Annotated in this window: 23 protein-coding genes and 1 tRNA gene; 5 read left to right on the top strand and 19 right to left on the bottom strand. The window is 34.7% G+C overall.

Annotated elements, in window-relative coordinates; genetic code table 11:
* Positions 1-3: 3 nt before the first annotated feature.
* The 9 genes from QQM35_RS05575 to QQM35_RS05535 form a co-directional block, all read right to left on the bottom strand.
* Complete coding sequence (locus QQM35_RS05575) at positions 4-744, bottom strand: alpha/beta hydrolase (protein WP_251519243.1); 741 nt, start codon at positions 742-744, stop codon at positions 4-6.
* 108 nt (positions 745-852) lie between these two features.
* Entirely contained in the window at positions 853-1,086 is a 234-nt protein-coding gene (gene secG, locus QQM35_RS05570; protein ID WP_251519242.1) for a preprotein translocase subunit SecG, read from the bottom strand.
* A 68-nt stretch (positions 1,087-1,154) separates the two neighbouring features.
* A complete protein-coding gene (locus QQM35_RS05565) occupies positions 1,155-1,616 on the bottom strand; it encodes a hypothetical protein (protein ID WP_251519241.1) in 462 nt (153 codons plus the stop codon).
* 197 nt (positions 1,617-1,813) lie between these two features.
* Entirely contained in the window at positions 1,814-3,118 is a 1,305-nt protein-coding gene (eno, locus tag QQM35_RS05560) for a surface-displayed alpha-enolase (protein WP_251519240.1), read from the bottom strand.
* 156 nt (positions 3,119-3,274) lie between these two features.
* A complete protein-coding gene (gene gpmI, locus QQM35_RS05555; RefSeq protein ID WP_251519239.1) occupies positions 3,275-4,792 on the bottom strand; it encodes a 2,3-bisphosphoglycerate-independent phosphoglycerate mutase in 1,518 nt (505 codons plus the stop codon).
* 1 nt (position 4,793) lies between these two features.
* Positions 4,794-5,555, bottom strand: a complete 762-nt coding sequence (gene tpiA / locus QQM35_RS05550) for a triose-phosphate isomerase (protein ID WP_342610218.1) — start codon at positions 5,553-5,555, stop codon at positions 4,794-4,796.
* 81 nt (positions 5,556-5,636) lie between these two features.
* Entirely contained in the window at positions 5,637-6,827 is a 1,191-nt protein-coding gene (locus tag QQM35_RS05545; RefSeq protein ID WP_251519237.1) for a phosphoglycerate kinase, read from the bottom strand.
* A 135-nt stretch (positions 6,828-6,962) separates the two neighbouring features.
* Entirely contained in the window at positions 6,963-7,970 is a 1,008-nt protein-coding gene (gene gap, locus QQM35_RS05540; protein ID WP_342610217.1) for a type I glyceraldehyde-3-phosphate dehydrogenase, read from the bottom strand.
* 40 nt (positions 7,971-8,010) lie between these two features.
* On the bottom strand, positions 8,011-9,039 hold the full coding sequence (locus QQM35_RS05535) for a sugar-binding transcriptional regulator (RefSeq protein ID WP_251519235.1): 1,029 nt from the start codon (positions 9,037-9,039) through the stop codon (positions 8,011-8,013).
* Between the two features lie 375 nt (positions 9,040-9,414).
* Between QQM35_RS05535 and QQM35_RS05530 the strand changes: the two genes are divergently transcribed.
* Positions 9,415-9,648 carry a hypothetical protein gene (locus QQM35_RS05530; RefSeq protein ID WP_251519234.1) on the top strand — a complete coding sequence of 78 codons (234 nt, stop codon included), beginning with the start codon at positions 9,415-9,417 and terminating at the stop codon, positions 9,646-9,648.
* Between the two features lie 55 nt (positions 9,649-9,703).
* Here QQM35_RS05530 and QQM35_RS05525 read toward each other — a convergent pair whose 3' ends face one another.
* Positions 9,704-10,531: a DUF4887 domain-containing protein gene (locus QQM35_RS05525; protein ID WP_342610216.1), complete on the bottom strand. Its 828-nt coding sequence runs from the start codon at positions 10,529-10,531 to the stop codon at positions 9,704-9,706.
* A 269-nt stretch (positions 10,532-10,800) separates the two neighbouring features.
* On the opposite strand from QQM35_RS05525, the gene QQM35_RS05520 reads away from it, so the two are divergent.
* From QQM35_RS05520 to QQM35_RS05510, 3 genes are all read left to right on the top strand, one after another.
* Complete coding sequence (locus QQM35_RS05520) at positions 10,801-11,001, top strand: hypothetical protein (RefSeq protein WP_251519232.1); 201 nt, start codon at positions 10,801-10,803, stop codon at positions 10,999-11,001.
* A 420-nt stretch (positions 11,002-11,421) separates the two neighbouring features.
* The gene (locus QQM35_RS05515; protein WP_251519231.1) at positions 11,422-12,321 is read left to right on the top strand and encodes a TIGR01777 family oxidoreductase; all 900 of its coding nucleotides are present in this window, start codon (positions 11,422-11,424) and stop codon (positions 12,319-12,321) included.
* Between the two features lie 20 nt (positions 12,322-12,341).
* A complete protein-coding gene (locus QQM35_RS05510; protein WP_251519230.1) occupies positions 12,342-12,542 on the top strand; it encodes a hypothetical protein in 201 nt (66 codons plus the stop codon).
* 56 nt (positions 12,543-12,598) lie between these two features.
* On the opposite strand, the gene clpP is transcribed toward QQM35_RS05510, so the two are convergent.
* Positions 12,599-13,183 (bottom strand): ATP-dependent Clp endopeptidase proteolytic subunit ClpP, encoded by a 585-nt coding sequence (gene clpP / locus QQM35_RS05505; protein WP_251519229.1) that lies wholly within the window; start codon positions 13,181-13,183, stop codon positions 12,599-12,601.
* Positions 13,184-13,334: 151 nt separating this feature from the next.
* Between clpP and QQM35_RS05500 the strand changes: the two genes are divergently transcribed.
* A tRNA-Arg gene (locus QQM35_RS05500) sits at positions 13,335-13,406 on the top strand.
* 27 nt (positions 13,407-13,433) lie between these two features.
* On the opposite strand, the gene QQM35_RS05495 is transcribed toward QQM35_RS05500, so the two are convergent.
* From QQM35_RS05495 to lgt, 8 genes are all read right to left on the bottom strand, one after another.
* Positions 13,434-13,631 carry a hypothetical protein gene (locus tag QQM35_RS05495; protein WP_342610215.1) on the bottom strand — a complete coding sequence of 66 codons (198 nt, stop codon included), beginning with the start codon at positions 13,629-13,631 and terminating at the stop codon, positions 13,434-13,436.
* Between the two features lie 106 nt (positions 13,632-13,737).
* The gene (whiA, locus tag QQM35_RS05490; RefSeq protein ID WP_251519228.1) at positions 13,738-14,682 is read right to left on the bottom strand and encodes a DNA-binding protein WhiA; all 945 of its coding nucleotides are present in this window, start codon (positions 14,680-14,682) and stop codon (positions 13,738-13,740) included.
* Positions 14,683-14,723: 41 nt separating this feature from the next.
* A complete protein-coding gene (locus QQM35_RS05485) occupies positions 14,724-15,716 on the bottom strand; it encodes a gluconeogenesis factor YvcK family protein (protein WP_251519227.1) in 993 nt (330 codons plus the stop codon).
* Between the two features lie 4 nt (positions 15,717-15,720).
* On the bottom strand, positions 15,721-16,629 hold the full coding sequence (rapZ, locus tag QQM35_RS05480; RefSeq protein WP_251519226.1) for an RNase adapter RapZ: 909 nt from the start codon (positions 16,627-16,629) through the stop codon (positions 15,721-15,723).
* Between the two features lie 272 nt (positions 16,630-16,901).
* Positions 16,902-17,846 carry a thioredoxin-disulfide reductase gene (trxB, locus tag QQM35_RS05475; protein WP_251519225.1) on the bottom strand — a complete coding sequence of 315 codons (945 nt, stop codon included), beginning with the start codon at positions 17,844-17,846 and terminating at the stop codon, positions 16,902-16,904.
* A gap of 65 nt (positions 17,847-17,911) precedes the next feature.
* Positions 17,912-19,348 carry a tetratricopeptide repeat protein gene (locus tag QQM35_RS05470; protein WP_251519223.1) on the bottom strand — a complete coding sequence of 479 codons (1,437 nt, stop codon included), beginning with the start codon at positions 19,346-19,348 and terminating at the stop codon, positions 17,912-17,914.
* Positions 19,349-19,366: 18 nt separating this feature from the next.
* Positions 19,367-19,840, bottom strand: coding sequence for an acyltransferase (locus tag QQM35_RS05465; RefSeq protein WP_251519221.1), 474 nt, complete (start codon positions 19,838-19,840; stop codon positions 19,367-19,369).
* A 14-nt stretch (positions 19,841-19,854) separates the two neighbouring features.
* Positions 19,855-20,685 (bottom strand): prolipoprotein diacylglyceryl transferase, encoded by an 831-nt coding sequence (gene lgt / locus QQM35_RS05460; RefSeq protein WP_251519219.1) that lies wholly within the window; start codon positions 20,683-20,685, stop codon positions 19,855-19,857.
* Position 20,686 lies beyond the last annotated feature (1 nt).

Here is a 20,686-nt window from a genome sequence, read left to right as displayed (position 1 = left end):
TTATTATTTGGACCAATCTAACGATTCTAAAAATTGGTATACATCTTCAAATACAGTTTCTTTTTCTTTATCAATTGTAATAACATGACCAGAGTTTGCATACCATTTTATATCTTTAATATCTGAATCACTTTCGTTGTATATAATGTTTGCTGAATCAGGATTAATCATATTATCCAATTCCCCTTGGACAACTAATAGTGGATCCATAACTTCATCTACTTGGGATCTAATATCTTTAATTTGGCTTTGCAACTCATGTAATGTAGAAGTAGGTTTAAAGGCAGCCATTTCTTGCTCAATTGTAGACTCATCTTTTCCTTCGTATTTCTTAAAGTTACACGCGTAGTCTAGTACACCTTCAAACATTGCTCCTTCTGTTTTGATATACATAGGAGAACACATGGTTACAATACCCTTTACATCTCTATTTAAGCTTAATTTTAATGCATAACATCCACCTAATGATAATCCGGCCACGACAATTTCTTCATAACCTTGTTCTACGAGAAAATCATACCCATCAAGTGCATCTTTATACCATACATGTGGACTTGATTTTAAAATTTCTTCAGGTGGTTCCGCATGCCCTTCATAATGTGGAGCGTAAGAAGTATAGCCTTTTTTCTGGAGATATCTTCCTAACTGTCTGACATCTGAAGAATTCCCAGTAAAACCATGTAACAATAACACAGCTCGTGGTCCTTCTTCAAAAAAGAATGGTTTTGGTAATTTAATTTGCATCGTTATTCAATCCTTTCGCCTTACAACAACTGTACTTTTATGATAAATGGAAAACTATCTTTTGCTAAACTCACAAATAAAAAAGCCCGACTTTCGAATCGTCGGACCTTATAAACCAAAATAACTTATGCCTACCATTAACAAGAAGAATATAACTGCTAAAACGATCGTCAATCTATGCAAAAATAAATCGATGCCACGTTGTTTTTGTTTACCAAATAACTGCTCGGCACCACCACTTATCGCGCCTGATAATCCATTACTTTTACCTTCTTGGAGTAATACAACAGTTACTAATGCAATACAATCTAATATTAAAAGTATGATGATTAATGTATGCATAAAAATTGTCCTCCATTCATTATATACGAGTGGCATTATACCATACGTGAATTACATTTAGCAAATTACTACTTATTAAATGTACTTTTTCTTTTAATTGAAACAATTAACATATAAATTGCCATAATTATCGATAATAATAAAGCGATGCTCAATGGCAAGATATTCAGTGGCGACTTAACGTCACTAATCGCAACAAATAAAGAACTAATATTTACTAAGTTATACAAGACTTGTGCGACAAATACTGCAAACATGAACCACCATAAGTAAGTATGTTTATTCCATATAGCAATAATGCCGGCTAAATTCGCAAGTACGTACATCACACCTGTGAATTGTAAATTATTTCTTATGAGGCCAATAGCGTTGTCAGTAGGTTTCTGTCCACTATTAGATAACATTTGTTTAACGACATGATCGTCTATTACTACAAATACATGAATCGCATATAATATTGCAATCGCAAGTGAAGTATATGCTAACAAATGCGCCGTTTTCGTAACTCTTGACTTAGTCTGTTCGTCCATATAAGTAAAAAATCCCTTCTATAAATTACAATTCTAATTATATCAGTTCCAATAGGAAATATGAACAATTAAGGTTGATCATTCAGTGTTGAACTTAAAGATACTTTTAAAATAAAAAGCCAGCCAACATCGAAAGACATTGGCTGACGTTACATTAACACTTAAATGTTAGCGTGAACTCATGATTTAAGTTGTTATTATTTAGATAAATTGTAGAATGATTTTAATCCTTCAAATTTACCTGTTTCGTATAATTCATCTTCAATACGTAATAATTGATTGTATTTAGCAATACGATCTGTTCTTGATAATGAACCTGTTTTGATTTGGCCAGCGTTTGTGGCAACTGCGATATCAGCAATTGTAGTATCTTCTGTTTCACCTGAACGGTGTGATACAACTGCAGTGTAGCCAGCTTTTTTAGCCATTTCAATAGCTTCAAATGTTTCTGTAAGTGTACCGATTTGGTTAACTTTGATTAAGATTGAATTACCGATGCCATTTTCAATACCTTTAGATAAGATGGCAGTGTTTGTTACGAATAGGTCGTCACCTACTAATTGTACACGGTCACCGATACGGTCAGTTAATACTTTCCAACCGTCCCAGTCGTTTTCATCCATACCGTCTTCAATTGAAATGATTGGGTATTTGTTTACAAGTTCTTCTAAGTAGTCGACTTGTTGTTCCGCAGTTAATTTAGAACCATTGTCTCCTTCGAATTTAGCGTAGTTATAAACGCCGTCTTCGAAGAATTCTGAAGAAGCACAGTCAAATCCTAAGAATACATCTTTACCTGGTTCTAATCCTACAGCTTTAATTGCTTCTAAAATTGTTTCAACAGCATCTTCTGTACCTTCAAATTTAGGTGCGAAACCACCTTCGTCACCTACTGCTGTTTCTAAACCACGATTTTTAAGGATTGATTTTAAGTTGTGGAAGATTTCTGCTCCCCAACGTAATGATTCACTGAATGATTCAGCACCTACTGGTAAGATCATAAATTCTTGGAATGCAATTGGAGCATCTGAGTGTGAACCACCATTTACAATGTTCATCATTGGAACTGGAAGTTCAGTACCATTGAATCCACCTAAATATTTGTAAAGTGGTTGGCCTAATAAGTCAGCTGCTGCGCGAGCTACTGCGATTGACACACCAAGGATTGCATTTGCACCTAATTTACCTTTGTTTTCAGTACCGTCTAATTGAATCATCATTTTATCGATTGATACTTGTTCTAATACTGAAAATTCACCTTCAACAATTTCTGGTGCGATGATTTCGTTAACATTGTCAACTGCTTTAGTAACACCTTTACCTAAATAACGTGACTTATCACCATCACGTAATTCAACGGCTTCGTGTTCACCAGTTGAGGCACCTGATGGTACTAATGCACGACCAAATGCGCCACTTTCTGTTAATACTTCTACTTCAACTGTTGGGTTACCACGAGAGTCTAAGACTTCGCGTGCGTAAACATCTGTAATAATTGGCATGTTTAAAATCTCCTTTTTAAATGAGTAGTTTAGAAATATGAAATTTCATTTTCATTATAGCCTTTACAACTATAAATACAAAATATTTCACTTATGTTTTGTAGCAATGAAAAGCTTTTATATAAGCCCTCCATTGCTTTGTTTTAAAGAAAGTTATTAATCATTAATTAATGATTCACCTGTCATATCATCAGGTTGATTAACGTTTAATAAGTCTAATAATGTTGGTGCTAAATCACCAAGACGACCTGTTTCACGTAACGTTACGCCTTCTTTAGTAACGATAACTGGAACAGGATTTGTAGTGTGCGTTGTCATTGGCTCATCATCATCTGTTAATACCATGTCTGAGTTACCATGATCAGCTGTAATTACTGCATGACCGCCCATGTCGATGATTTTATCCACGACTTCGCCTAGACATTCATCAACGGCTTCAATTGCTTTTACCGTTGGTTCTAATTTACCACTATGACCTACCATATCTGGATTAGCAAAGTTTAATAAGATTAAATCTAAGTCACCTTTGTCTAATTCTTCTAATAGTGCGTCTTTCACTTCGTAAGCACTCATTTCTGGTTTAAGATCATACGTAGCAACTTTCGGTGAATCAATTAAACGGCGACGTTCTCCTTCGAATTCGTCGTTACGTCCACCACTCATAAAGTAAGTCACATGAGGGAATTTTTCTGTTTCTGCAATACGTAATTGTTTTAAACCTTCATTTTGTGCTACTTCACCGATTGTATTTTTTAAGTCAACTTTTTCAAAGACAACTTCAGCATCGATGTTATCGTTATACTTTGTAAATGTTGTATAGAATAAGTCATTTACGCGTTCTACTTTAAATCCATCAAATGCTTTATCTGTGAAGATCTCTGAAAGTTGTGCCGCGCGGTCAGGACGGAAGTTATAGAAGATGACTGAATCACCATCATTCACACCATTATTTTGACCTTCTACGATAAATGGTTCAACGAATTCGTCAGTAACATCTTTGTCGTAACTAGCTTCGATTCCGGCTTTAGCAGATTCAAATGTTTCTCCATCGAAATTACGAATCGCGTTGTATGCTTTTTCTTCACGATCCCAACGTTTGTCACGATCCATTGCATAATAACGACCTGAAACAGAGGCAAATTGACCTACGCCAATTTCTTTAAATTTCTCTTCTGTTTTTTCTACGTATTTCAATGCTGATTTTTGATCAACATCACGGCCATCTAAGAATGCATGCACATAAACTTTGTCGATGCCTTGTTTTTTAGCTAATTTTAAAATAGCAAATAAGTGTTCATAATGACTGTGTACTCCGCCATCTGATAATAAACCGAATACATGTAAAGCTGAATCGTTATCTTTAACGTGATCCATCGCTTTATTCAACACTTCGTTATCGTAGAAACCTTCATCTTCAATCGCTTTATTGATACGTGTAAGACTTTGATAAACAACACGCCCTGCACCGATGTTCATATGACCTACTTCAGAGTTACCCATTTGGCCTTCTGGAAGTCCAACATCTAAGCCGCTTGCTTCGATTTGAGTTGTTGGATATTTACTATAATAACGATCAAAGTTAGGTTTGTTCGCTTGTTTCACAGCGTTACCATGTTCACTGTCTCTATTTGCGAAACCATCTAAAATGATTAAAGCAGTAGGTTGTTTTGCCATATTACTTAGCACCTTCTAACAATTGAACGAAATCATCTACTTTAAGTGATGCGCCACCAACAAGTGCGCCGTCAATGTCTGATTGAGCCATGTATTCATTGATGTTATGAGGTTTAACACTACCACCATATTGAATACGTGTAGCTTGAGCCACATCATCATTTGCTAAATCAGCAATTGTTTGTCTTACATGTCCGCACATTTCGTTTGCATCTTGTGCGTTAGATGATTTACCAGTACCGATAGCCCAAACAGGTTCATACGCGATGACAACTTGTTTTAGTTGTTCTTCTGATAAACCTTCAACAGCTTTCTTAACTTGATTGCCAACAACTTCGTTAGCTTTACCACTTTCGCGTTCTTCGTCTGTTTCACCTACACAAATAATAGGTGTCATGTCATGGTTGAATACAGCGTGTGCTTTCTTGTTAATTTCTTCATCTGTTTCGTGGAAAATATCACGACGTTCAGAGTGTCCAATAACTACATATTTAACACCTAAATCTGCTAATGCAACTGGAGATGTTTCACCAGTAAATGCACCATTATCTTCATAAAATGCATTTTGAGCACCTATTTGTAGGCCTTCAGCTTTACCGTCATTTACTAAAGTAACAAGTGCATCTAATTGAATAGTTGGTGCACAAATTAATGATTCTACTTCTTTAGTATCTGGTAATACTGGTAATTCATTAATAAAATCTTTCGCTTCTTGAACTGTTTTATTCATTTTCCAGTTACCTGCAATAATTGGTTTTCTCATTATATTACACTCCTATTTATTAGTTTTATATATTCATAAACGAATGATACATATCATTTTTAATATACGTTCGTGTGTAAATTATTTATCTGAAATAGCTTGTACGCCTGGTAATGTTTTACCTTCTAGATATTCTAATGAAGCACCGCCACCAGTTGAAATGTGGCTAAAGTCATCAGCATACCCTAGAGAGATTGCTGCTGCTGCAGAATCGCCGCCACCGATAATTGTGTTAGCGTCTTTTAATTCAGCGATGGCTTCACAAACACCAATTGTTCCTTTTGCAAAGTTGCTGAATTCGAATACACCCATAGGTCCATTCCAAACTACTGTGTGAGCACCTTGAAGTTGTTCTTTGAATAGTTCAACTGTCTTCGGACCAACGTCCATCGCTTCTTGGTCTTCTGGGATTTCATCTACAGATACTTCAGTGATTTCAGCATCATTTGAAAATTCTTTCGCTACTTTACAATCAACTGGTAATACGATTTGATCGCCATGTTGATCTAGTAATTCTTTTGCGAAATCAATTTTATCTTCTTCTAATAGTGATTGGCCAATTTCTTTACCTTGCGCTTTAAAGAATGTGTATGACATGCCTCCACCAATTAATACTTTATCCGCAATTTTTAATAAGTTAGTAATTACGCCGATTTTGTCTGAAACCTTAGCTCCACCAAGTATAGCTACTACTGGTTTTTCAGGATTCTCAACAACACCGCCGATATACTTAATTTCTTTTTCCATTAAGAATCCAGCTACTGTTTCTAAATTAGATGCAATACCTACGTTTGAAGCATGTTCACGGTGAGCTGTTCCGAATGCGTCATTTACAAATACATCTCCAAGAGACGCCCAGTATTTACCTAGTTCAGGATCATTTTTAGATTCTTTTTTACCATCTAGGTCTTCAAAACGTGTATTTTCTACTAATAACACGTCACCTTCATTTAATTCCTTTACTGCTTGCTCAAGTTGTTCGCCACGTGTTTCAGGAACAAATTTAACCTCTTGACCTAATTTGTCAGTAAGTTCTTGAGCTACAGGTTTTAATGTTAATGATTCTTTATCGCTTTCTTCTTTAACTTTACCTAAATGTGAGAATAAAACGACTTTCCCGCCATTTTCAATTAAATGTTTAATTGTAGGCAAAGCTTGAACGATACGGTTATCATCAGTGATTTCTCCGTCTTTCATTGGAACATTGAAATCCGCACGAACAAGAACAGTTTTACCTTTAACTTCTATGTCAGATACAATTTTTTTAGCCATCTAAATTTCCTCCTCTTAATGGAACAATAAAGTAAAATAAGCGGAGAAGCGTTTGTGCTCCCCGCTTACTCCTAAGCTTTTAGTTAAATTTAACACAGCACAATGAGCTTGTTAAATTAATATTTTAATTCAATCTTATTTAGATTGTGATGCTAAGTGATTTAAAGTACGTACTAATTGTGAAGTATATGACATTTCGTTGTCATACCAAGCTGCAACTTTAACTAATTGGCGATCTCCAACTGTCATAACACGTGTTTGAGTAGCGTCAAATAATGAACCGTAAGTCATACCAATTACATCTGATGAAACGATTTCGTCTTCAGTGTAACCGAATGATTCAGTTGAAGCGTTTTTCATTGCTTTGTTTACGTCTTCGATTGTAACGTCTTTTTCTAATACAACAGTTAATTCAGTTAATGAACCAGTTGCAACAGGTACACGTTGCGCACCGCCATCTAATTTACCATCGATTTCAGGGATTACTAAGCCGATTGCTTTAGCAGCACCTGTTGAGTTAGGGATGATGTTTTCTGCTGCAGCACGCGCACGACGTTTGTCGCCTTTACGGTGAGGTGAATCTTGTGTACTTTGGTCACCAGTGTATGCGTGGATTGTTGTCATGAAGCCTTCAACTAAACCAAAGTCATCATTTAATACTTTAGCTACTGGAGCTAATGAATTAGTTGTACATGAAGCACCTGAAACAACTGTTTCTGAACCGTCTAATTGGTCATGGTTTGTGTTATATACGATTGTTTTTAAGTCACCTTTAGCTGGTGCTGAGATTAATACTTTTTTAGCACCTGCTTCGATGTGAGCTTCTGCTTTTTCTTTTTCAGTGAATAAACCAGTACATTCAAGTACTACATCGATGTCTAAGTCTTTCCAAGGTAATTTGCTTGGATCTGGTTCTGAGAATGATTTGATTTCTGAACCATTTACGCGGAAACCATCTGATTCTACTTCAACTTCTCCTGTGAAGCGTCCTTGCATAGTGTCATATTTTAATAGATGCGCTAACATTTCGTCGTCAGTTAAATCGTTAACTGCTACTACGTCGATGCCGTCAACTTTTTGAATTCTTCTGAATGCTAAACGACCGATTCTACCAAAACCATTAATTGCTACTTTTACTGCCATAGATAATAGCCTCCTTTATAATGATATTTAAAAAGTGAAATCACTTTTTATTACTATGATTTACGATAATATTTGCCGCACCTTCATCAGTGATTAACACTGTATTTTTAGGAGCTATTGAAAGATAAGCTTTTATTGCTTCTCCTTTTGACTTACCCCCTGCAACGGCAAAAATAAACTTCTTTGATTCAAGGTCTTCTAATTGAAGTCCAATTGTTCTTGCTTTATGAACAATATTTCCTTGATCATCAAAATAATATCCGAATGCTTCGCCTGAAGCTTTATGATGTTGAAGTTTTTCGATGACTTCGATTGACGATTGACGTCTACGTGCCATCTTCAGCGCATCACCAATTCCATGAACTGTAATATCGGATTCTTTAATCTTACTGAGCGTTTGAATCACAGAAGGTTCCAACATTAACGTATTATAAGTTGATTCATTTACATTATCCGGAACGTATAATGTTGTATAATCGCCACCTGTTTGTTGTGCCATACTTGCGGCAATTGTATTTGCTTGGTAAATCACATTCTCGCCAAGACCACCACGTGCTGGGACGAAAAATACACTATAGGGTTGCCGATGCATAGCATCGCTTAAATATGCCATTGTTGAGCCACCAGTCACTGCAACAACTGCATCTTCGTGTAACACCTCTTCAACGAGCTGTCCACCTTGCGTCGATAGTTCAACTTTAACTGTTTTATCAGAATCAGAATCACCTGGCACAATAAATACATCTTGAATGTTAAATTGCTCTTTAATTGATTGAGCGAGATGATGTTCATCAGAATAACTATTAAAGTAACTTTGCAATTGTCGAATAGTGGATTCACCTTTATCTGTGATTTCCATACCAGTTGGTTTAACCTTTATGAGTGATTGTTCCTTTAACACATCTGTTTCAGAACGTAACACACGCTCAGTTAAATCCATATACTCACTTAAACTTCGTCTCCCCACTGGTTGATATTTTGAGATAGTAGTGAGAATTGAAAAACGTCGATACATTTTTTCAACGAGTTCTGGAACTAGATTCTGTTGAATTTTTATCAAGTCTTTCACTACTATCCTCCTCCTTGTGTAAATAAAGGGTCAAGTTTCAACCACGGATTGACTAATATTGTCCCTGGTGGGACAAAAAAATATAACCTCTACAGTTGCAATCCTACTACTATCGTTATAGAAATGCAAGAGAAAAACTTGCTACAATTTTTTTACCAATACATACTCAGTTTACTTTGTAACTATATTTCATACATTACCCTTTAATTTGAAATTTAATCATAGATGTTTAAAGCCTGATTTAGAGGAAAAGATTATATATAAGAAATTTTAAAACTTAGTCGTATTAATTTTTATATTAAAATAAAAAATTAACGATTACAAAATCTATAAAACATAAACTCAAACGCCTTGTAATTAGAAGGAGGATAGACTATGACTAAAAAAGATGAACCTACTGTAATAGATCCTAATGATCCATCTTATAAAGGATCAGATCACTTTGAAGATGAGAGACATACGTCAGAGCAATTTAGCGAAATGAATGGCACTGGTTTTAGAATAATGGGTTGCGGTCCATTTGGATGTTTTGGCGGTTGTTTAACTAGTATTATACTTTCAATATTACTCACTATTTTATTAAACTTTTTATTCAATCTCCCATTTTAACGTATTAAAAAACTGGCACGTCAGGATGATTTACATTCTGACTGCCAGTTATTTTTTAGTCCTCGTCACTTTGTTCAGAGGATTGTGAACTACTATTTGAGCTAGAATCACTACTTGATGATGGCTCATCACTATTTTGTGATGAGCTTTGGCCACTATTTTGGTTAGATTGTTGTTTGCTTGATTGTTGTTTACTTGATGACTGTTCAGATGATTTTGGTTGTTGCGAAGAAGACTGACTAGTTGATTGTTTAGTTTTTTTTTCCTCTGTCGAAGCTTGTTGTTTCGCACTATTGCCTTCTTGGGATGATTGTTGTTTTGAGTCATCTTCAGCTGTTTTTTCTTTTGTTGAAGGTTCTTGCGTTGAGCGCTCTGTTGTAGAACGTTGCTCTGTTGATTTTTGTTGTGTAGATGGTTTTTCTGAAGTGCGTTTTTCTTGTGTTTTTTCTTCAGTGGATTTTTCTTGTGTACGCTCTTGTGTTGATTTTTCTTCTGTCGTACGTTTTTCACGTGTTGATGGCTCTTGAGTACTACGTTTTTCAGAAGTTTGTTCTTTTGTTGGTTTCTGCTCTGTTGATTTTTCTACTGTTTTACTTGGTTGTTGTTTCTGTTGTGTTTGTTGTGTTTGTTTAGATGAGTCATTATCTTTTTTGTCTTTATCTTTGTCTTTATCTTTGTCTTTATCCTCATCCTTTTTATCGTCTTTTTTCTTATCTTTATCTTTGTTCTCTTCTTGCTTTTGTTCGTTTAAGCGTTCTTTAGCCTTATTAGAATGATCAACGAATGCAAATACTGCAAACACTAAACCACTGATCAATAATAAAACGATAACGCCACTAACAATTTTAGCAAAAGAACTCATTCCACCATTTCGGTTCGACATATGCTCCCCTCACTTCATTTCAATAAATTTATTTCTCAAGTGACATTGTTTCAAAATAACAAAAATATATTCTACACGAATTTTTTTAAACTGCAACAACTTTTAATCTATTATTTTTTAGCCATTAACATGTTACCATGAGTATGTCGCTAATAAAATAGCTACTTCCCTTTTAACTGTTTCAGAAGTACTCAAACCCTGAACAGTATTATTTCTTAAAATAAACACATTTTACACTTTATTAACTATTACAGGAAGTGACCCTTTTAATGACTAATAATAACTACAATCCGCATGATATCTTCAATGAAACAGATAATCACAAGCAAAAAGGATTACGACGTATGATGTCGGAAAACGATGATTATGAATCTCAACCAAAATCGAAGAAACAAATAGTTATTTTATTATTAATAATAGTTACACTTATAATTACTGCTTTAGTTATATCTCAGATCTTTATTCACTAATCTATAACTAACGTTAGTATAAAGAGAAATGGACGACTATGCAAAAAATACACTATTTTTTGAAGTAACATCTAACTCTTCGTAACCACCTTCAGCAATACCCCTTACTTACTCAACTTTCATTTGTAACTTACAAAAGCCTGAAACGTTGTAACGTCTCAGGCTCATTACTAAAGGGAGTTAGATATTTACCTTCGTAAGTATATTATGGGTATACTGAAATAATTAAGAGATGATTAATTTCTATCGAAGGTACTTTAATTATAAATCTATATAACCTCAAATAAAATAGATTTCAACGCAACTTAATGACATATTGATGACTAATTTTTGAACACTATATGTCATTTGCGTATTAAATAAATTGTAGCTACTCACTAACATTCGTATAATAGAATACATAGCGAAGAGGTGATCTATTTGAAAAATTATTTAATTACAGGCGGCACTGGTATGATCGGTTCAGAGTTAATCAATGCCATTGTCCATAGTGAAGCCCATATCACTGTATTAACGAGACAGAATATTCAAACGTCACAATCACAAATAACATATATCAATTGGTCACAGCCAAATTGGGAATCACAAGTTCCAAGTGACATCGACTTTGTAATCAATCTCGCAGGTGCTAGTTTAAATCAACGATGGACACAATCGTATAAACAAGAAATTATGTTAAGTCGACTGAAAGCTACACAAGCTTTATACGACTTATTTAAAGACCGCACACATAAGCCGTCAGTGTTCTTTAATGCGAGTGCTGTCGGGTATTACCCGCCTGATTTATATCGTACCTATACTGAACTAGATCAAACGTTACCTTTTGATTTCTTATCTGAAGTGGTCTATCAATGGGAACGTAAAGCTCGACAGTTTGAGACTTTAGGTACACGCGTCATCATTGGACGATTTGGTATGGTACTCTCAAATCAAGACGGTGCATTACCATTAATGAAACTACCTTATGAATTAAATGTCGGTGGTAAGGTTGGTTCAGGTAGGCAATGGTACTCATGGATTCACATTGATGATGTAGTTCGAGCTATTCTTTTCACAATTAATTCCGATAAAGCTCAGGGTGTATTTAATTTCACAGCGCCTATCATCGAACGTCAAAATATGTTCGGCTATACGATTGCACGTGTGACAGAGCGTCCACATTATACTTGGGTGCCCGCACCATTTCTTAGATTACTACTCGGTGAAATGTCGACAGTCGTATTAGATACTCAAAAAGTAATCCCTAACAAACTTCAAGCGATCAATTTCGAATTTAAATATTCAAACTTAAAATCAGCGTTAGAATCAATATTAAAATAACTAGACAAAAGAGGTGCTAAATGATGAAATATGATGCACTCACGCACATATTATTATTAATTGTAGGCTTGTTACTACTTGCAAATGGTATATTGTCTTTTGATAAAACGATTGCGATGAGCATTGTTTCTATAATCTTCATTATAGTTGGATTAATCATCGTAGCCTTTGGAGGAAAGTTAATTTACGATAATAAATTTTCCAATAGTAAAAGTAAATAAAACGACAATATAAAAAACCTGAGACAATGTATGTCTCAGGCTTTTTATTTCACTAATTATGCTTCAGGTTCCATAACATGGTCTACTAAGCCGTATTCTTTTGCTTCTTCAGCAGATAAGAAGTTGTCACGGTCTGTATCTTTTTCAATTTTTTCTATTGATTGACCTGTACGTTCTGCTAAAATTTTGTTTAATTTAGCACGTGTTTTTAAGATGTGGTTAGCAGCAATTTCGATTTCTGTTGCTTGTCCTTGTGCGCCACCTAATGGTTGGTGAATCATTACTTCAGCATTTGGTAATGCAAAACGTTTACCTTTCGCACCTGCTGAAAGTAGGAATGATCCCATAGACGCTGCCATGCCGATACAAATTGTTTGTACATCTGGTTTGATGTGTTGGATTGTATCGTAAATAGCGAAACCAGCAGTTACGCTACCACCTGGTGAATTTATATAAAGATAAATATCTTTTTCAGCATCTTGAGCTTGTAAGAATAATAATTGTGATACAATTGAGTTTGCTACGTTATCATCAATTTGTGAACCTAACATGATGATACGGTCTTTTAATAAACGTGAGTAAATATCATAAGCACGTTCCCCACGGTTTGTTGTTTCAATTACTGTAGGTATTAAATTCATTATTACTGCCTCCTTAATTCTAACTGATAAATACATTTTAACCTAAAAGTCAAATATGGTCAAAAAATATAACTCCCAGATTTAAAAGTTTTTTATATTTCCATTGACCGACAAAATGATCATTTGTACACTATTACTAATGTCCTTTTATCCCCTCGTAGTGTAATGGATAACACATAAGATTCCGGTTCTTAGAATAGGGGTTCGATTCCCTTCGAGGGGGGTTTTTTATGATAATTTGACTTTATGACTAAATCACAAAATAAGAAATGATTAATATGATGATTGAAATAGCAGTTGTAATGGTGAAAACCGGTGATATGTTGTTGATTAATTTTTTATATTCACTGTCTGGCGCATTTTGCTTTTTGAGGTCAACACATTTTTTCATTACATACAGTGCTTCAATTAATGAAACAATTAATACAACTAATAGTAAAATAAGCATTCATCATGATCCTTTCATCTTGGGAATAAATATGTAAAAAAAGACGGTACGTTTTAACTCAACGTACCGTCTTTACTCTTTCACAATTATTACATTATTGTCAAACTTATAATTCAATAATTTCACCACTGCGGAGTTTATCTGCCATTTCGTTTAACTTTCTTAAACGATGGTTTACCCCAGATTTCGAAATCTTTCCGGTAGACATCATTTCACCTAACTCTTTTAATGAAACGTCTTGATGTTCAACTCTTAACTTCGCAATTTCTCTCAATCTATCAGGTAAGTTATCTAAACCAATTTCTTGATCAATCAGTAAAATGCTTTCAACTTGTTTCATAGCAGCACTTACTGTTTTGTTTAAGTTTGCAGTTTCGCAATTAACTAAACGATTAACTGAATTTCTCATATCACGAACAATACGCACGTCTTCAAATTTCAATAACGCTTGATAACCACCGATTAAACTTAAGAAATCAGAAATTTTTTCAGCTTCTTTTAAATAGGCAATACTGCCCTTCTTACGTTCTAAATGTTTAGCATTCAATCCATAACTATTCATCAATTGCGTTAAACCTTCTGAATGATCTTCATATAATGAGAAAATCTCTAAATGATACGAAGATGTTTCAGGGTTGTTGACTGAACCACCTGCTAAAAAAGCACCTCGTAGATAACTTCGTCTCATTTCATCATCTTGAATCATCGCTTCATCAATCTCATGCGTGAATATACCATTCTTTAAAATGCCTAAATCATTTAGTATTTCACGTGCGCGAGCTTTTATGCGACAGATATAAATATTGTTCTTTTTTAATTTCATTTTCTTTCTTACAAGTAGTTCAACTTCAACTTTAAATACCTTTTTAATTAATGAATAAATTCTACGTGCTGTCGTGGCATTTTCAGTTTGAACATTAATGATAAATTGTTGGTTGGATAAACTGAGTGCACCATTCATTCGGATAAGTGCACTGAGCTCTGCTTTAGCATTGATTTCATCTACTTCGATTCTCGTCAGCTCATTTTTCATATCAGACGCAAAGCTCATCGTATCATCAGGCCCTTCTTTACTAAGCTGAGTGCTTAGATTTATTCATCTGTATTTCTCTTGAATTGGATTGTTGATGTTTCTCTTAACGCAATTTCATAAATCATCTTCGCCAACACTTCGGTATTATGTCTTACATAAATTTCCGATGAAATTTCAATTAAATCTGGATGTGTAAAAACCTTAATACCAAGTCGTTTCATAGCTTCTGAATCGTTTTTAACAGGTGCAGCATTATCTTTTTTATAACGTTCAAGTACATCGTTATTATATGTTTGTGAACCACAAAGTGCATAATCAATACATTTTTCACCAATTTGATTATGAATTGCGTTGACGTGATCTAATACAGTATAGCCATTTGTTTCACCTGGTTGTGTCATAACATTAGACACATACAATTTAGGGGCATCACATTTTAATAATGCTTCTGAAATACCTTTGACACAAAGATTTGAAATCACACTTGTATATAATGAGCCTGGCCCCATAACTATGAGGTCGGCATTTTCTAAAGCCTGTACGGCTTCTTCCATAGGTTCAACATCTTCGGGTTCTAAAAAGACATTTTTTATACGTTTATTTCGTTTAGGAATTTCAGACTCTCCATAAATGACCTCACCATCTTCCATGACAGCATTTAAACGTACACTCGCGTTTGTAGATGGTATGACGCGTCCTTTAATGTTAAGTATTTCGCTTAGCTCTTTCACCGCATGACCAAAGTCATCAGTAATATTTGTCAGAGCCGCAATTAATAAATTTCCTAATGAATGCCCTTCAATTTGATTTTCTTTAAAGCGATATTGGAATAATTGTTCCAATGTCGATTCAGTTTCACTTAATGCAGAAATTACATTTCGTATATCCCCTGGTGCTGGTATATCCATTTCATTTCTTATCTTACCTGTACTACCACCATCGTCTGAAACAGTTACAATCGTCGTAATATCAATTTGATAATCCTTTAAACCTCTTGCTAAAACGGATAAACCTGTACCTCCACCGATGAGGACAAGTTTGATTCTTCTCATAGTATTATTTCACGCCACTTTCTATATGTGCATCACGATGATGAACATAAACATTATAATCAAAGCTCTCTTGTAGTTCTGCCCCAATGCGTTTCGCTAAGGCAACTGATCTATGTTGTCCACCTGTACATCCAATTGCTATGACAAGTTGTGATTTACCTTCCTTCTTATAACCCGGAACCATAAATTTCAACAAGTCCATTAACTTTTCATAAAATATATTCGTTTCTTTCCATTTCATCACATATTTGTATACCGCTTCGTCTTCACCAGTTAATGGCCTTAATTCATCAACGTAGTGCGGATTTGGTAAAAATCTTACGTCGAATACCAAGTCTGCATCTATTTGAATGCCATGTTTAAAACCGAAACTGATGACATTGATATTAAATGTTTGGAAATCACTATCGTTAAAATAGTCACGTATCTGATTACGTAGCGCTTTAGGTTTCATATGTGAAGTATCTATTGTGTAATTCGCAAGACTTTTAATTTCACTCAATAAACTGCGCTCTTCTTCAATTGCATCAATTAATGAACGTTGACCATTATAAGTTAATGGATGTGCTCTTCGTGTTTCCTTATAACGAGAAATAAGCTTATTATTTGTAGCTTCAAGAAACATAATGTCTACAATAACGTCTGTATTACTCTTAATTTGATCAATTTCTTGAATTAACGCTTCAAATAATTCCTTACCACGTAAATCAATAGCAATCGCTACCTTTTGTAAAGATGGATTACCTTGATCCATTAAATCTACAAATTTTCCCAATAAGATTGGAGGTAAATTATCTACGCAAAAATAACCAATGTCTTCTAAACTTTGAATGACTACTGATTTTCCTGCTCCTGATAATCCAGTAACAACCAATAATTCGCTTTTTACTATTTCTTTTTCTTCTCGTTGCATTTTCCCACACCATCCATAGTTATTTTTAACTAGAACAAATCGTCTCGTGCTCTATTGAAAGTCTAAGTCGTTAATATATTTGTACATGATACATGCTATCATATTATATTTTACATTAAAATCTGTGACTATAGTAGTCGTAACATCAAAATAAAAAGACTAGTCACTTCATAGATGAATGAACTAGCCTTTTCACTAATGATCTTATAAACAAGCTAATATAAGCAATTTATCATAATCTGTACTTAAAATAAGAGATGCTTAAATTTACTTTATACTTCTAATTTTTCTTTCAACTGTTCGATATATGCAATTGCACTTTGCGCTGCAATACTACCGTCGCCCGTAGCTGTTACAATTTGACGTAACCCTTTGTCGCGCACATCTCCTGCAGCATAAATACCAGGCACTTTCGTGCTCATATCATCATGTGTTTCGATATACCCAACGTCATTTGTGATGCCTAAATCTGTAAATGGCGCTGTTAATGGTTTCATTCCAATGTAGACGAAAACACCGTCAGCATCTAATTGTTGTTCTGAACCATCTTTCGTTGATTCAAGCGTTACTGAGCCTACTTTACCATCTTTTTCATTGATTGTTTTCAATGTGTGGCTCCAAATAAAATCAATCTTGTCATTTTTAAACGCTCTTTCTTGTAAAATGCTTTGGGCACGTAATTCATCTCTACGGTGAACAATTGTTACGCTATCTGCGAATTTCGTTAAGAAAGTACCTTCTTCGACAGCAGAATCACCGCCGCCAATGACGAATAGCTTTTTCCCTTTAAAGAATGCACCATCGCACACTGCACAATAACTTACGCCACGGCCACCAAGTTCTTCTTCACCAGGTACACCGATTTTTTTATATTCAGCACCAGTTGAAATAATTACTGCACGTGCAGTAATTTCGTTGTTCCCTAAATCAATGACTTTGTAATCAACTTTATCTTCGATAGACTTGATATCTCCGTATTGATACTTTGCACCGAACTTTTTAGCATGTTCAAACATCTTAGTTGAAAGGTCAGGTCCTGTTATCATTTCAAAGCCAGGAAAGTTTTCAACCTCTTCGGTATTGGCCATTTGTCCGCCTGGCATACCACGTTCGATCATAACTGTACTTAAATTTGCACGTGATGCATAAACTGCTGCCGTCATACCAGCAGGTCCAGCACCAATAATAGCCACATCAAAATCCACTTGTTCAGTCATTTTAATAGCCTCCTGTTTTCTAAATCAATATGCGAATTATATATGATAATCAACACATTATAAACCTATATGCTCAACAATACATCTATCATTTTATTCAAACGGTATTGTGAAATATCAAACCATTCTTCAACTTGTCGCTTCGTCACTTTGTGCTCATTATTGCGATAATAATTATATACGAACGCAGCAACATAAGCATCTACAGAGCTCAAATCCAGCTTCTCTGCAATCACTGCTTCTGCTTGATCAATCCACGTGACAAATAATAACGAATCATGCGTTAATGAATCAACCTCATAAAGTTTGACCATTCCTCGGTGGATAAAATCTAGCTTATTTAACTTTAAATCTTGAATCAAATAAGTTAAATAAAGCTTTTCATAATCATTCATCGTTTCCAATACCGACCAGATATCTTCGGTCATAAACACTTCTTTACCTTTTAATTGGTTTAATAGAAATATACCATACAATCTGTAATGGCTATCGTCACTGTGCAATAAAGGTAAAATTCTACTCTCAAAAATAGCTTTACTTTCATCAATCACCCAAGGTGCATAACCGACATTAACTTTAGCAATTTCTTGTAATTTGTTCCAGAAGAATTTACTTTCTTCTATATGGTTTAAATGATAATGATTAAAGCTCAATGCATTATACATTTGTAATGAAAGGAACTTGCCTTTTTTATAAAGCGGTTGCAGTATCTTTTGAGAAGCTTCGTATTGTTTCAAATAACAAAGTACAATACCTAATTTAAACGATTCATCGTCATTCATCGGCATCACTTTGTTTAAAATTTTTAAATAACGCTCATATTTTTCAGTATCATTCGTGTTATAAAGTAATAAAGTATAATGACACAATGCATAGACATCTGTACTGTCTTCGGATAATAACCTTTCGAACATGACTTTCGCACTATCAAAATCATTTAAATATAAATAACACATCGCCAATAAGTTACGTACGATACGATGATCTTGTATTGAAGCATCTTGGCGTAAAATATAATTTTGCGCTTCTTCCAAACGCCCTTGTGAAAATAAAAATTGGAAGATAACCTGCGCGACAAATAACTGACTTTCTATTTTAATATCGTTGTTAGATGAATATGAGACCTCAAACATCTCTTCAAGTTCAGTTTTATAATCTTCATCATCCGTCAATATGACGTAATTCATACCAAATAAAAAAGATTTATTCGGATCATTAAGCGTAATATTTAACTGACTTAATTGGTAATAACTTTCAGGAATCATCGTTCCAGCCGCGATATTTTCATAGAATAAATGCTCAGCTTGGTTACTCATGCCTATGTGGGTCAGAGACTCAGCATATTTAACTTTAATATCAAAATCTTGAGGTGACATATCAAGCACTTTGGCATAATACTCAGCTGCTTTTTTATAGTTTTGTTGCGAAAACTTTTGTTCACCCATTTTTTTATAAAACTGACTGTCTAACGTCATAGGTATAATATTGTTATTGCGTGCCATCCATGCTCACCTCCTCTATTACTTAATTTGCATGGGATTGCCATATGCAAATGCTGAATCAGGAATACTCTTTGAAACAACTGTGCCGGCGCCTACTTTCACATTAGAACCTATTGTAACACCAGGCAATATCGTCACATTGGCACCGATTAAAGTATTGTCACCAATATACACTTCACCTGTGCGATATTCATCCACTAAAAATTCATGCGTTAATATTGTTGTATTATAACCTATAACACAATTTTCTCCAACGTGTATGAGACTGGGATTTAGTATATCAGGTACAACTTTATATGCAAAGGCTGAATGTTGACCTACCTTCATGTTTAAAACGTGGCGATATAACCAATGCTTTATTCGTACATCGGGTAAATATCTACATAACTCGACAATAAATGTATTTTTAAAAACTTTTAACCCGTTAACATATTGGTACATATGCCAGAGCGGGTTTTTAGTCTTAACAACTATCTTTTTTAAGTTTCTCATCTCGTTACTCCTTATTACAGTCCTTTTTCAGGCCAAGTTAAAGCGCCTGCATCTTTATAACGCGGTGCTTTATATCTAACTCTACGAAGAACGATGACAGTAATACCTATGATGATTAAAATAATAGACATTAATTGGGCTATTCTGATTTGTCCAAATAGCATAAGACTATCAGTTCGTAAGCCTTCTACGAAAAATCTGCCTAATGAATACCATATAAGATATAAACAAATCGTATCTCCAACACGTAAGTGCTTTCTGATAAATAATAATATGACAAATCCACAAAAATCCCAAATGGATTCATATAAAAATGTTGGTTGGTAATAATGTCCATCTATGTACATATTCTTAATGATGAAATTCGGAAGATGCATATTTTCTAATACGTGTTTAGAAACTTCACCACCATGTGCTTCGTGGTTCATAAAGTTCCCCCATCTCCCTATACCTTGACCTAGAATTAAACTTGGTGCAATGACATCACCAATTTGTAATGGGTTTAAATTCTTTTTCTTACACATGATTACACCTGTAATAAAGCCACCAATTAAACCGCCATGTATCGCTATACCGCCGCGCCAAATCATCGGAATTTCAATCGGATGTTGCATGTAGTATGGCCATTGGAAGATAACGAAATAAATACGCGCTACAATAAATCCAAAGAACGCACTCCAAAAGATAATATCGACTAATTTCTCTTTGTCATGACCTAAACGGACTAAGCTCGATTGTGCGATGAAATACCCTATGAGAATACCAATTCCGATAATAATGCCGTACCAACGTACTGAAATTGGACCGAGTTGAATCGCAACTGGATCAATATAATTTAAAATCATT

Source organism: Staphylococcus hsinchuensis (assembly GCF_038789205.1).
Lineage (GTDB): Bacteria > Bacillota > Bacilli > Staphylococcales > Staphylococcaceae > Staphylococcus > Staphylococcus hsinchuensis.
The sequence above is the reverse complement of the archived record's forward strand: the minus strand, read 5'-3'. Positions and strand labels throughout refer to the sequence as shown.